This is a genomic window from Enterococcus faecalis (assembly GCF_029024925.1).
GTDB lineage: Bacteria > Bacillota > Bacilli > Lactobacillales > Enterococcaceae > Enterococcus > Enterococcus faecalis.
Genome location: NZ_CP118962.1, coordinates 1049755 through 1062773 on the forward strand (window position 1 = coordinate 1049755; position 13019 = coordinate 1062773).

Here is a 13019-nt window from a genome sequence, read left to right on the forward strand (position 1 = left end):
TATTTGAAGAGAAAAGAGGGATGGCATGAAGCGTGGCGGGAAATTATGGTGCTTCTTATCAGTGATTTTTATTGCAACATTAATTATTATGATTACTTTCTTTTACGGAGTAACGACGGTTCAAACAATTAAAGAAGTTCGTAAAAACCAAGAGCAAGCACTTTTAGCCGTCGGGGAACAGTTGGCTATTGAACCGAATGTTATTGAAGCCTTAAAGAATGATCACTATTCAGATGAATTGGAAGCGTATACGGTTCGTTTAGGTGAAATCCATCAGTTGGATTTTATCGTGATTATGAATATGCAGGGGATTCGTTTAACACATCCTGATCGCCAAAAAATAGGTAAGCATTTTGAAGGTGGCGATGAAGTGCGAGCATTAAAAGGGGAGGAACATTTGTCTGTTAGTCAAGGGAGTTTAGGAGAATCATTACGAGGTTTTGTCCCAGTCTATGATCAAGGAAAACAAATTGGGGTTGTGGCAATGGGCATTAAAATGACCTCGCTTTCACAATTGATTGAACGAACAAAAAATGATTACACAGTGAGTGTCCTTTTAAGTGTTGGTTTTGGCTTTATATTAGCCATCGTAGTTTCTTATTATTTAAAAAAACAACTTCACGATTTAGAGCCAAGAGAAATTGCTCGTCTATTAGAAGAGCGAAACGCCATGCTTGAGGAAACGAAAGACGCAATCCTTGTGATTGATACCGATCAAAATATTTTATTAGCAAATATTGAAGCAACTAAAATGTATCATAATATAACAAATAGTGAAGAAAATTTACTAGGAAAGAAACTTTCAGCATTGGTTTTATCTCCTGAAAAATTAATCGTACATTCAAAAACAGAGCAATTCTATCGCCAAAATGGCCAGGATTATTTCGTCTCAATCGCCCCGATTAATGTCCGTAAAAAAACAATTGGGCATGTTATCTTTCTGAAAAATGCGACGGAAACGTTTATTGTCGCAGAACAGCTTGTCAGCACAACAACATATGCTTCGGCATTACAAAGTCAATCACACGAATTTATGAATAAGATGCATGTCATTTATGGCTTAGTCGATTTAGAAGATTATGAGGCGCTAAAACATTATCTAGCCGATTTATTGAAACCAGAAAAGGAATTTGCACAGCGCTTAGCTATTTTGGTCAGAAATCCTATTCTAGCAGGTTTTTTAAGTGGGGAAAGAATCAAGTTTGCAGAAATTAAAACACAATTAGCTATTGAAATTTATCCAGAAATTCCACCAAATAAACGAGATGAAGATACGCAAAATTTGATTGCTATCTACCGTTATATTCATCGTTTCCTGATGGAGCAAACGTTGCCAGAAGAGATCATTGAAACCATTGATTATCAGCCAGGAAGTTTGACGACGACTTATTCGTTTGCTTATCCAAAAGAACAACTGGAACGCTTTGAGCAAGAGTTTTTCACTTCTTATTTGGCAAGATTATTAGAGAATGCGGAAGCGACATTGACTTGGGAAAACCAACAAAACAATTGGCTTGTCCTTCGCATAAATGTTCATTACGAAGGAGCAGAGGAAAATGAACCTATTGATTATTGAAGACGATCCTATGGTTGCATATATACATCAAAAATATCTTGAAAAATTAATTCACCAACCGACTATTTTTACGGTTGCAACAATTGCTGAAGGTCTACAATTAACGAAAGAAAAACAACCAGTACTTGTTTTATTAGACGTTCATTTAAAAGATGGCAACGGCTTGACCTATCTGGCAACAATTAGAGATGAAAAAATTGATACAGAAGTTATCCTGATTACGGCTGCCAACGAGTTGGAAAATGTTAAACGAAGCTTACATTTAGGCGTTTTAGACTATTTAGTTAAACCCTTTTCTTTTGAGCGATTTCAACAAAGTATCGAAAACTATCAGAAAAAAGCTGCTCAATTCACGCTGGAAACGAAGGAGCTTTCGCAAACAAAAGTGGACCAATTGTTTCATTCTTCACAGACAAACGCACGTAAAAATGAACAAGCTCTTCAAAACCTGTCCTTAGAAAAAGGACTAACACAAGCAACATTACAATTATTGTTAAAAAAAAATAGACGAATTTACCGACTATTTTACGATTCAAGAATTATCAGAAGCGAGTCAGCTTTCACATGTTTCTGTTCGCAAATATGTGTTGTTTCTAGAAAAAAATAACCTTTTAGAAAGTAAAAATAGCTATTTAAAAGTGGGGCGTCCCTATCAATCGTATCGGAGAATTTAGTATTTTTTATTTTTTAGTAAATAAAAAAAGTAATTGAAAAGTGGCGAAATACAGCGGATACTCCTTTTTATTCTCATTTAAAGAACTTAATTGAGAATGGAAAAGAGGATATTATTTGTTATTTTTTGAGAATATATGATATTCTTTATTATGTAAGAAATAATATTATATGGGAGGAACGAGCGATGAAAGTTATTGTTTTAGGATCATCACATGGAGGTTATGAAGCGGTAGAGGAATTACTAAATCTTCATCCTGATGCAGAAATTCAATGGTATGAGAAAGGTGATTTTATCTCATTCTTGTCTTGTGGCATGCAGTTGTACCTAGAAGGAAAAGTGAAAGATGTTAATTCTGTTCGCTATATGACTGGCGAAAAAATGGAGAGTCGTGGTGTGAATGTCTTTTCTAATACTGAAATTACAGCGATTCAACCAAAAGAACATCAAGTGACAGTGAAAGATTTAGTGTCAGGTGAAGAACGTGTTGAAAATTATGATAAATTAATCATCAGTCCCGGAGCTGTCCCATTTGAATTAGATATTCCAGGTAAAGATTTGGATAATATTTACTTGATGCGTGGTCGTCAATGGGCCATTAAATTAAAACAAAAAACAGTAGATCCAGAAGTCAATAATGTGGTTGTGATTGGTAGTGGTTATATTGGGATTGAAGCTGCCGAAGCATTTGCAAAAGCCGGCAAAAAGGTTACTGTTATTGATATTTTAGATCGTCCATTAGGGGTGTATCTAGATAAAGAATTTACAGATGTTTTAACAGAAGAGATGGAAGCTAATAATATTACCATTGCAACTGGTGAAACAGTTGAACGTTACGAAGGCGACGGTCGTGTGCAAAAAGTCGTTACAGATAAAAATGCGTACGATGCTGATTTGGTCGTTGTAGCGGTGGGTGTCCGTCCAAACACTGCTTGGTTAAAAGGTACCTTGGAATTACATCCGAATGGCCTAATCAAGACGGATGAATACATGCGGACAAGTGAGCCAGATGTATTTGCAGTAGGGGATGCTACGTTAATTAAATACAATCCTGCAGACACAGAAGTAAATATTGCCTTAGCAACGAATGCTCGTAAACAAGGTCGCTTTGCTGTGAAAAACCTAGAGGAACCAGTTAAACCTTTCCCTGGTGTTCAAGGATCTTCTGGCTTGGCCGTCTTTGATTATAAATTTGCTTCAACAGGGATTAACGAAGTCATGGCTCAAAAATTAGGAAAAGAAACAAAAGCGGTGACAGTAGTAGAAGACTACTTGATGGACTTCAATCCAGACAAACAAAAAGCTTGGTTTAAATTAGTGTATGATCCTGAAACAACACAAATTTTAGGCGCTCAATTAATGTCGAAAGCAGATTTAACTGCAAACATTAATGCTATTTCATTAGCGATTCAAGCCAAAATGACAATTGAAGACTTAGCCTATGCGGACTTCTTCTTCCAACCAGCGTTTGACAAACCTTGGAATATTATTAATACAGCGGCTTTAGAAGCGGTGAAACAAGAACGTTAATAGAAGAGAAAATAAAACCCATGAGTATTTATAGTACTCGTGGGTTTTATTTTTATTTTGTATTCAATTGATTTTTCAACTCTTGTTGGACACGAGTTAATTCTTGTTCATCCACACGTTGATAGGAAACACCATCTTGCATAAAACCAGTACCTTGAAGTTGGTCTTGTTTCACTTTACCAAAGGCACTGCGATAATCTAAGGCAATTTTTTTCATGTCATCAAAACTTAAATCTGTCTTCATATTATCAGAAACAGCTGTTAAAATTTCTTGATAGTTGCTTACGCTGTTAAGACTTAAGACTTTTTGGACGATGCCTTCAATCACTTTTCTTTGACGTTCTTGGCGGCCGTAGTCACCATTAGGGTCTTCGTAACGCATTCTTGAATAGGAGAGTGCTTGTTCACCATCCAATGAAATTTTACCAATCGTAAAATCATATCCGTCTTGAGAAAAAGTCAGATTATTGTTCACTTCGATTCCGCCAACCGCGTTGACTAATTCTTTTAAACCAGCCATATTAATTGAAACATAATGATTAATAGGTATGTTTAAATAGTTTTCAACTGTGTCCATTGCTAAAGATGCCCCACCAAAAGCATAGGCGTGATTCAATTTATCTTGTTTTCCTTGACCTGGAATATCTACATAGGTATCGCGAGCAAGACTGACTAAGGTTGTTTGCTTGTCACGAGGATTAACTGTTGCAACAATTGTTGTATCCGAACGACCTTGCTCGACACGCCCATCATCGCCTGTATCGATCCCTAATAATAAAACAGAAAAAGGCTCCTTATTGTTTAAATTGACCTGACTTTTTTTAGATCGTTCTACTGTTTCATAGGTTTTATCCATTGATTTAGAAACATCCCAATAAAGTTTTGCTCCCATTCCAACAACTGCAAGAAATAGAACCAAGATAATTCCAAAGATAATGGCAAAAATTTTCTTCCCTTTTGACATATTTTTCCTCCAATAATTTATCACAGGTTGTGATTTTTTTCTTATAGGTTAATCTTACTAATTTTTAGTGAAGAAGTATATAATAATTGTTGAAAGACTATAAAACTTTAAGGTATTTTGCATTATTTTTGCTTAATCTTTTGAAATATCTCAATTCTATTAAAATATGCGAATTAGTATATTACACGTTTTCAAGGTGTTTCATTGTTGATTAATTAGAATTTTAGTGGTATTTTTGTATTTGTAATTAGTACAGATTTTAATTGGAGGTATAACAGTGAGTAAAAAAGGATCAGATATCATAGTAGAAAGTTTAATCAATCACGAAGTGCCCTATATTTTTGGGATTCCCGGTGCAAAAATTGATGGGGTTTTTGATGCATTAGTTGATAAAGGCCCAGAATTAATTTTAGCTCGACATGAACAAAATGCAGCCTTTATGGCACAAGGGATTGGTCGTTTGACGGGAGAGCCTGGCTTAGTTATTGCAACTAGTGGACCTGGTGCCAGCAATTTAGCAACTGGGTTAGTAACTGCGACTGCAGAAGGGGACCCTGTTTTAGCATTGGCTGGACAGGTGAAACGGTCCGATTTGTCAAAATTAACTCACCAAAGCATGAATAATGCTGCATTATTTAGTCCAATAACAAAATTCAGTACAGAAATTCAAGATCCAGAAACATTATCTGAAAATATTGCCAATGCTTACCGTATCGCCAAAACAGCGAAAAAAGGCGCAACATTCTTATCGATCCCACAAGATGTCACAGATAGTCCGGTGACAGGCGAAGCAATTAAGCCTTTGTCGGCTCCGAAACTGGGCCATGCATCAGCAGAAACAATCGCAGCTTTAGCTGAACGAATCAAGCAAGCGAAATTACCTGTTTTACTTTTAGGAATGCGGGCCTCTGCACGAAAAGTTACCGCAGCCATTCGTGAATTGGTTGCTATAACTGGTTTGCCAGTCGTGGAAACGTTCCAAGGAGCAGGAATTATTTCAAAAGAATTAGAAGAACATTTCTTTGGGCGTGTTGGTTTATTTCGAAACCAACCTGGGGATCGTTTGTTAAAAAGAAGTGATTTAGTGATTGCGATTGGCTATGACCCAATTGAATATGAGGCACGTAATTGGAATGCAGAAAAAGATGCGCGCGTTATTGTTATTGATGAAGTTCAAATGGAAATTGACCAATATATGCAACCGGAAGAAGAGCTAATTGGTGATATGTCTAAAAATATTTTGAAATTATCAGAAGCATTTAGTGAACCAATATTAACAGAAGATGCGCAAGATTATTTAGAAACGCTTCAAGAAAAATTAACGATTAAAGAAGTAAAAACAAGTACAATTGAAAATCGATTACATCCATTAGAAATTGTTCAAACGCTTCAAGAAAAAACCACGAATGAAATGACAGTTACTGTTGATGTAGGGAGCCACTACATTTGGATGGCTCGCCACTTTAGAAGTTATGAACCGCGTCATTTATTATTTAGTAACGGTATGCAAACATTAGGTGTCGCTTTGCCTTGGGCAATCTCGGCTGCGCTGGTTCGTCCGAATACACAAATTATCTCTGTTTCTGGGGATGGCGGTTTCCTATTTTCAGCGCAAGAATTAGAAACAGCGGTTCGGTTAAAGCAAAATATCGTGCATATTATTTGGAATGATGGTAGTTATGATATGGTTAAATTCCAAGAAGAAATGAAATATAATCGATCCTCTGGCGTAGATTTTGGTCCAGTTGATTTTGTGAAATATGCTGAAGCTTTTGGAGCCAAAGGGGTTCGAGTACATTCACAAGCAGAATTTGCCGCAGCTTTAGAAGAAGGAATGCAAACAGAAGGCCCAGTGATTATTGATGTTCCTGTGGATTATTCAGATAATCAAGAATTAGGTAAAACATTGTTACCAGATCAACTTTATTAGGAGATGGAAAAATGAGCGAACAATATGTTTATCAACATGGTACGCTAGGCGGTTTAATGGAAAGTTTGATGGCAGGAACGGCAGAAATTGGTACGTTACTCACGCAAGGTGATTTTGGAATTGGGACATTAGAAGGCTCAAATGGCGAAATTATTTTATTGGACGGTACATTGTATCATGCAAATCAAACTGGCGAAATTACTATTCTAGAAGGCGAAGAATTAACGCCATATGCCGCAGTTACTCGTTTTCAAGAAGATGGCGCATTCCCTGTATCAACAGAAACCGATGAAAATATTAAAGCACAAATTTTAGAAAAAATTAGTCCTAATTTTTTTGCGGCAATTAAAATTAGCGGTCTTTTTGCGAAGATGCATGTCCGTGTGGCACCTAAACAAGAAAAACCGTATCCACCATTTGTAGAAGCAGCACGCAATCAACCTGAATTTACAGCGGAGAATATTCAGGGAAAAGTTGTAGGGTTCTTTACACCTAAATTATTTCATGGTGCCTCTGCCGCAGGGTTTCATTTGCACTTTATCAGTGAGGATCACCAATTTGGTGGGCACATTCTTGATTTTGGCATTAAACAAGGGACTGTTTCGTGGATGGAAACAGCAGAATTGCGACAGCATTTTCCAGTTCATGATGCTGATTATCGGAATAAAGAAATTGATATTGCAAAAGCTTTGTCCGCAATTGAAGAAGCGGAATAACTGAATAACAAGGCACATTTCTCCACGCCCATTCAAGTTGACTAACTAGGTCAACTTGAATGGGCTTATTGCTGTTCGTCGCTTTTTGTTGTTATTTTTCAAAAAAAAATAGTATCCTTTTTATAATAAGCAAATAACAATTGGAAAGGATGGCGTAATGGACACACTTTATAGAAGTTGGCAATTGTCTGGTTGGCTCTATCATGATATTTTTGTTATCATTGTAGCAATTATTTTTATAGTAATTAGTGGTATTTTGGTTATTTCCTTAATAAGAAGGCGGAGTACAAGGAGACTGGTTCCCTATGCGTTAATTTTGTTGGTTTATCTTGCAGTGATACATTTTGCTGGTTTAATATTTTTCGGAATGTTTCGTTCAGTAACGATTGAAGAGAAAAGTGCGACGTTTTATTCTGAAAAAACGAAAGGCTTAACTTCAATCGAGCGAATGATTATTCCAAATGGACGAACGAATGGCATTAGCACTAGTAACTCATTGTTCCAAGTGATTTCTGTTAATAGTCAGACGGGCGAACGAATGTGGAGTAAACGTTTAGGCTGGCGTGATTATTTAATTGGTCAAACAGATCAATATGTGGTTTTGAATAATGCTGATAACGAGGCCATTTACTTACTAGATACAAAAACAGGGAAAAAACAGTTTTCTGAAGCGGATTTAGTGAAGAAATTCCCTGAATTAAAAGACTATTTAAGCTCTGATTTCGTTGATTATCGTTTTATGGATAATCGCTATCTCTATATTTATGGATTAAACAATCGATATTATCAATTAGATTTGAAAAATTGGCAGTTAAAACAAGACCCAACTTTCAAAGAAGTCTTTCAAACACAAGAAGCGCCTAAATGGACGGTAGATTCAAATGAGAGTCAAATTGGTCAAGAGCTGTCATCGGAAGAGCGTACAACAGTGCAAGGAAAACTAGAAGAGCAACTAATAGCACCAGTTTTATTAGGCAAGAAAGATGAAGCAAATTATTATGTTCTGTCATATAAGAAAAGACAAAGTAATCAAGCGATAGTTGGCTTATACAATTGGCAGAAAAAAACATACGAGTGGCAAACACCGTTGCTTTTAACTAAAGAAAATGTACCTATTGAAGCTTTTCAAGTAGAGGATGCGTTATTCATTAAAGTCCCGCGTTATTTATACAAAATTAACCTGAATAATGGTAATCAAGAGTATCAGTTTGATTACCGTTGGGGCCAAGTGATTCGTTAAACGAAAAGTGGTAAAGCATGCTTAGACAAATAGAAGGAGCAAATAGTCCTTATGATATAAAAAAACGCTTAGAAGAGTAGTGATTCCGCTAGTTTTCTAAGCGCTTTTTTATTTTATGCAGGTCCAGAGATTAAATTCCAGATAATCGAACCTGTATATGCGCCAGGAAATAATTGTGAAACAGGGGTTTGGATTGCAAGAGAAATATCGGTCATGCGGCCGCTCCACATTCCTTGTCCTTTTTTATCACCAGCGTTACTCATTAAAGTGGCACCGTTACCGATAATAATTGGGTTGGTCGGGAAGTCGGGTGCAGCAGGATCTTCTGAAAAATCCAGTCCATACATTGTATTTGTCATAAAGAAACGCCTTAACGTTTTGTCATAGCGAGCATAGCCGCCTGTTAATTGAAACGTAATGATGCCTAGTAAAGAATGAGCTTCGTTTCGCATGTGTGGGATTTCAGCAGTGACATGCCAACCAGTTAAGGCTCCGCGAACATCCCCCATCCCGAAGTGTCTCATTGTATGAGTATTGCCTTCAGAAGGTCGTATAGGAACTGCCGTTAAATCACCAGAAATCGCTTGGGTTTCAAAAGTAAATTCTTTCGGAATAAAGAGCAAGTCAAAACTAGTGTTAGGATTTTCTAAATCAGGATAAATGGCATCGTCAACCGATTCATCACCAGGCAGCCCTCCAATTTCTAGTTCAACTGAAACGGGCGTTTTTCCAGAACGGGTGGCAAAAGAAACCGATGGGTCAAAACTAAAGAGACTGAATACTAGCAACAAGGCTGCAAGTGATTGATAAGTGAGTAGATTTTTTTGTTTCAAGAAAGTTCCTCCTTTAGGTGCTGATAATATAAGTATACGCAAAAGGAGCTGTTTTTATTTATCAGTAATTTACAGGGAATTCGAAAATATTGAGACAGATAGTGTTTAATATTAGTAGAGAAAGATGAGTCGACAATTTTTACTTGTTGATTCTGTCTTTTTTGAGCACAATTCGTTATATCAAGCATGCTAAAATATAAAAGAAATCATCAAGTATCACTAATCAAAATGGAGAGGAGGAGAAAACTTTGAGTAAGTGTTTCGGGTTGTTGATGATTTTATTTGTATTATCTGGCTGTTCAGGAAGTAGGAATTCGCAACAGGAAGTCGTTATAGAAAAGTCTGCTAATAATGACAAAGCAAGACAATTTGTTGATCAAAAAAATCCGCATTTAGGAACGCAATTAGAAGCAGAATCTTATACTAAACAGGAAGCGATTGAATTTTTACAAAATGGTTTAGGGATACCAACGAATGACTCGGCGTTTCATTATACGTTTAAGCAGTCAAATAAAGGAAGTTATGTTGTTCAAATTATATCTGAAAAGAATAGTGTCTCAAAAGAGAATGAATTGTTCGGATATTATCAGGTGTATCAAGATGGTATTATAGTGAAAATGATGGAAAAGGATCAAACGTTCCAAGAAAATTAAGTGATAAATAAAAAAGTTGACAAAAAACACAAACAGTCTTGTTTGTGTTTTTTTGTTTAATGTTCGTGTTTTATTTTTTAATAACCTTTTTCGAAAAAATATACGAACGTTCGGGTTTAAAAACGAACAAAAAGATGAAAATGTGTTGAAATATACGTTTTCCTTGCGTATACTGATGAAGTGAAAAAACGAACGAGGAGTGTACGAATGAACAAGAAAGTTCCTTATTTAATTGTGGCACCGGGGCTAGTACTATTATTATTTTTCTTAATGATTCCATTAATTACTAGCATTTTGCCAACCATTTTTACTGATCATGGCTTGACACTAAATCAGTATGTTACTTTTTTTAAAGATGACTATAATGTTTCAATTTTCTGGCGAACGATAAGAGTTTCGTTAATTGTGACGGGTATTTCAATCGTGTTGGGCATTCCAACGGCATACTTTATTGCTGGGGTTTCCAAAAAATGGCGTGGGTTTTTAATGGCTATGACCTTGTTTCCACTATTAACCAATTCAGTTATTCGAAGTTTTGCTTGGATTAACATTTTAGGAAAAAACGGTGTAGTGAATACGTTGTTATTAAAAACAGGCTTAATTGAGCAACCGCTGAATTTATTGTATACAGAATTTGCAATTATTATCGGTTCAGTGTATTTATTTTTACCAACAATGATTATGACCTTAGTTGGGGTTATGGAAAACATTGAAGGAGAAATGCTAGAAGCGGCTGAGACGCTAGGCGCCAATCCAATGACGGCTTTTCGGAAAATTGTTTTACCTTTATCAATTCCAGGCACCATCGTAGGAAGTATATTAGTGTTTACAGGAACTTTAACGGCTTATACGACGCCACAGCTGTTAGGTGGTAACCAAAAAATGATGATGTCGACCTTCTTATATCAAAAGGCTAATACTTTAGGTGATTGGCAATCGGCGAGTGTTCTTGCATTTATTATGATTTTAACAACATTAATTGTGATGAAAGGCCTAGACATGGTCGCTAAGAAAGTAGATCGGAGAGAAGCAAATCATGCGTAAGCAAAAAGGACTATCTGTTATTGCAATTCTAGTTTTTCTGTTTTTATTTTTACCATTATGTTTGATTGTGGTGACTTCTTTTGGAACAGCCGCAGCGATTCAATTTCCGATTAAAGGATTTACTTTAGATTGGTACGCCAAAGCATTACAATCGGAAACGTTTATGGACAGTTTTAAGTTAAGCTTGTTGATTGGGGTATTAGCGACTGTTTTAGCATTAATAGTAGGGATTCCGGCTTCCTATGCGCTGGCACGTTATTCCGTTCGCGGGCGCAACTTTATTAAAAGCTTTTTCTTATCCCCAACTGTGATTCCAGGAATTGTGGTCGGGTATACGTTATTTCAATATATTGTTATTAAATTAGGTTTGCCTGTCTTTCAAGGATTATTAATGGGGCATTTTTTAATTAGTTTGCCTTATATTATTCGAGTGGTTGGGTCAAGTATGGAACAACTAGATTATTCAATGGAAGAAGTAGCTTGGACATTAGGTTGTACAAGATTGCGAGCTTTTATTCAAATTGTTTTACCCAATGTGTCTTCAGGAATTTTTGCAGCCTTTATGTTAGCATTTGTCAATTCGTTTAACAATGTTCCTGTATCGATGTTTTTATCAGGTCCCGGTGTGACGATGCTGCCTACTTCTTTATTAAGTTATATGGAATACAATTATGATCCAACTGTTTCAGCAATTTCTGTATTGTTGATGCTACTAACAATGGGCTTAATGTTTTTAATTGAAAAAACGTTGGGACTAGCTTCCATTGCCTAAAACATGGAAGAAGCACGAGATAGAAAGAGGAGAAAATTTTGACTTTTGTGGATTTAAAAGATATTCGCGTCAGCTATGACGGAAAACAAGATATTTTAAAAGATTTAAATATTTCAATGGAAAAAGGAGAGTTAGTTTCTTTATTAGGACCGAGTGGTTGTGGTAAAACGACTACGTTAAGAGTGATTGCTGGATTAATTAAGCCAAACGACGGACAGTTTTTCGTTGACCAAGAAGAACTAACAAAGGTTCCTGTCCATAAAAGAAACTTCGGGATGGTTTTTCAAAGCTATGCGTTATTTCCCCATTTAACGATTGCAGAAAATGTCGCTTTTGGGCTGAAATTACGCAAAGAAAACAAACAAACCATGGACCAAAAAGTCACGGAAATGCTAAAAGTATGTGGTTTAGAAAGCTTGGGCGACCGTTATCCAAAACAATTATCTGGTGGTCAAAGACAGCGGGTTGCGCTAGCACGTGCTCTGATTATTGAACCTAAACTATTACTACTAGATGAACCGTTGAGTAATTTAGATGCAAAATTGCGAGTGGCAATGCGGATTGAAATCAAACGGATTCAACAACAATTAGGCATTACGACAGTTTTTGTCACACATGACCAAGAAGAATGTTTTTCTATTTCAGATAAAGTGGCCATTATGAATAATGGCGTGATTGAACAATATGATTCACCAGAAACGATTTATCGTTTGCCTCGTACTAAGTTTGTTGCAGAATTTATCGGTTTTGAAAACTTTTTCTCTGTCGAAAAAATGGAAGCCGGTCATTATCGGACACAAACAAATCAAATAGTGAAAACGACTAATCCTGAACCAAATGTTACAACGACGGTGGCAACGATTCGTCCAGAGGACATTGAGATTGTTTCAGAAGCTGCTACTAATACTGTCGCAGGTACTGTCGCTGTCCGAACATTTTTAGGGAAAAGCTATCAATATGAAGTGGAAACAGCGTTAGGTACATTGCTGGTTAATGGAACAAGTGAACAGTTATATGAAACAAACGAAACCATTCACTTGGCTTTTCCAGCTGAGAAATTAGTTATTTTAGAAAAATAAAAACCATTT

The 13019-nt window shown here is 36.3% G+C and carries 11 protein-coding genes and 1 pseudogene; 10 read left to right on the top strand and 2 right to left on the bottom strand.

Annotated elements, in window-relative coordinates; translation table 11 throughout:
• Positions 1–25: 25 nt before the first annotated feature.
• The 3 genes and pseudogenes from PYW42_RS05250 to PYW42_RS05260 all read left to right on the top strand — a co-directional run bounded on the left by PYW42_RS05250 (position 26) and on the right by PYW42_RS05260 (position 3779).
• Positions 26–1576 carry a Spo0B domain-containing protein gene (locus PYW42_RS05250; RefSeq protein WP_002378211.1) on the top strand — a complete coding sequence of 517 codons (1551 nt, stop codon included), beginning with the start codon at positions 26–28 and terminating at the stop codon, positions 1574–1576.
• Positions 1557–2250 (top strand): annotated as a pseudogene (locus PYW42_RS05255) (response regulator). The gene PYW42_RS05250 and the pseudogene PYW42_RS05255 overlap by 20 nt, the downstream one beginning before the upstream one ends.
• 185 nt (positions 2251–2435) lie before the next feature.
• The gene (locus PYW42_RS05260) at positions 2436–3779 is read left to right on the top strand and encodes an NADH peroxidase (protein ID WP_002357926.1); all 1344 of its coding nucleotides are present in this window, start codon (positions 2436–2438) and stop codon (positions 3777–3779) included.
• A gap of 52 nt (positions 3780–3831) precedes the next feature.
• Here PYW42_RS05260 and PYW42_RS05265 read toward each other — a convergent pair whose 3' ends face one another.
• Positions 3832–4743: an LCP family glycopolymer transferase gene (locus PYW42_RS05265; protein ID WP_002385983.1), complete on the bottom strand. Its 912-nt coding sequence runs from the start codon at positions 4741–4743 to the stop codon at positions 3832–3834.
• Between the two features lie 277 nt (positions 4744–5020).
• On the opposite strand from PYW42_RS05265, the gene alsS reads away from it, so the two are divergent.
• The 3 genes from alsS (at position 5021) to PYW42_RS05280 (ending at position 8629) form a co-directional block, all read left to right on the top strand.
• Positions 5021–6673, top strand: a complete 1653-nt coding sequence (alsS, locus tag PYW42_RS05270) for an acetolactate synthase AlsS (protein ID WP_002357923.1) — start codon at positions 5021–5023, stop codon at positions 6671–6673.
• 11 nt (positions 6674–6684) lie between these two features.
• Positions 6685–7389: an acetolactate decarboxylase gene (gene budA, locus PYW42_RS05275; protein WP_002409410.1), complete on the top strand. Its 705-nt coding sequence runs from the start codon at positions 6685–6687 to the stop codon at positions 7387–7389.
• Positions 7390–7546: 157 nt separating this feature from the next.
• Positions 7547–8629 carry a PA2928 family protein gene (locus PYW42_RS05280; RefSeq protein WP_002409411.1) on the top strand — a complete coding sequence of 361 codons (1083 nt, stop codon included), beginning with the start codon at positions 7547–7549 and terminating at the stop codon, positions 8627–8629.
• Between the two features lie 113 nt (positions 8630–8742).
• Here PYW42_RS05280 and PYW42_RS05285 read toward each other — a convergent pair whose 3' ends face one another.
• The gene (locus tag PYW42_RS05285; protein WP_002409412.1) at positions 8743–9504 is read right to left on the bottom strand and encodes a WxL domain-containing protein; all 762 of its coding nucleotides are present in this window, start codon (positions 9502–9504) and stop codon (positions 8743–8745) included.
• A gap of 230 nt (positions 9505–9734) precedes the next feature.
• Here PYW42_RS05285 and PYW42_RS05290 point away from each other — a divergent pair, with 230 nt between their 5' ends.
• The 4 genes from PYW42_RS05290 to PYW42_RS05305 all read left to right on the top strand — a co-directional run bounded on the left by PYW42_RS05290 (position 9735) and on the right by PYW42_RS05305 (position 13010).
• On the top strand, positions 9735–10115 hold the full coding sequence (locus PYW42_RS05290) for a hypothetical protein (protein WP_002392180.1): 381 nt from the start codon (positions 9735–9737) through the stop codon (positions 10113–10115).
• Between the two features lie 207 nt (positions 10116–10322).
• The gene (locus tag PYW42_RS05295) at positions 10323–11159 is read left to right on the top strand and encodes an ABC transporter permease (RefSeq protein WP_002382189.1); all 837 of its coding nucleotides are present in this window, start codon (positions 10323–10325) and stop codon (positions 11157–11159) included.
• Entirely contained in the window at positions 11152–11931 is a 780-nt protein-coding gene (locus PYW42_RS05300) for an ABC transporter permease (RefSeq protein WP_002357916.1), read from the top strand. The genes PYW42_RS05295 and PYW42_RS05300 overlap by 8 nt, the downstream gene beginning before the upstream one ends.
• Before the next feature lie 38 nt (positions 11932–11969).
• A complete protein-coding gene (locus PYW42_RS05305) occupies positions 11970–13010 on the top strand; it encodes an ABC transporter ATP-binding protein (RefSeq protein WP_002413403.1) in 1041 nt (346 codons plus the stop codon).
• The last annotated feature ends 9 nt before the right edge of the window (positions 13011–13019 follow it).

What these genes read in the sequence shown, in the direction of transcription:
- PYW42_RS05290 (WP_002392180.1), top strand. Translation starts at nt 9,735, where the DNA reads ATGATTTTATTTGTATTATCTGGCTGTTCAGGAAGTAGGAATTCGCAA.
- PYW42_RS05295 (WP_002382189.1), top strand. Translation starts at nt 10,323, where the DNA reads ATGAACAAGAAAGTTCCTTATTTAATTGTGGCACCGGGGCTAGTACTA.
- PYW42_RS05265 (WP_002385983.1), bottom strand. Translation starts at nt 4,743, where the DNA reads ATGTCAAAAGGGAAGAAAATTTTTGCCATTATCTTTGGAATTATCTTG.
- PYW42_RS05280 (WP_002409411.1), top strand. Translation starts at nt 7,547, where the DNA reads ATGGACACACTTTATAGAAGTTGGCAATTGTCTGGTTGGCTCTATCAT.
- PYW42_RS05260 (WP_002357926.1), top strand. Translation starts at nt 2,436, where the DNA reads ATGAAAGTTATTGTTTTAGGATCATCACATGGAGGTTATGAAGCGGTA.
- PYW42_RS05250 (WP_002378211.1), top strand. Translation starts at nt 26, where the DNA reads ATGAAGCGTGGCGGGAAATTATGGTGCTTCTTATCAGTGATTTTTATT.
- budA (WP_002409410.1), top strand. Translation starts at nt 6,685, where the DNA reads ATGAGCGAACAATATGTTTATCAACATGGTACGCTAGGCGGTTTAATG.
- PYW42_RS05300 (WP_002357916.1), top strand. Translation starts at nt 11,152, where the DNA reads ATGCGTAAGCAAAAAGGACTATCTGTTATTGCAATTCTAGTTTTTCTG.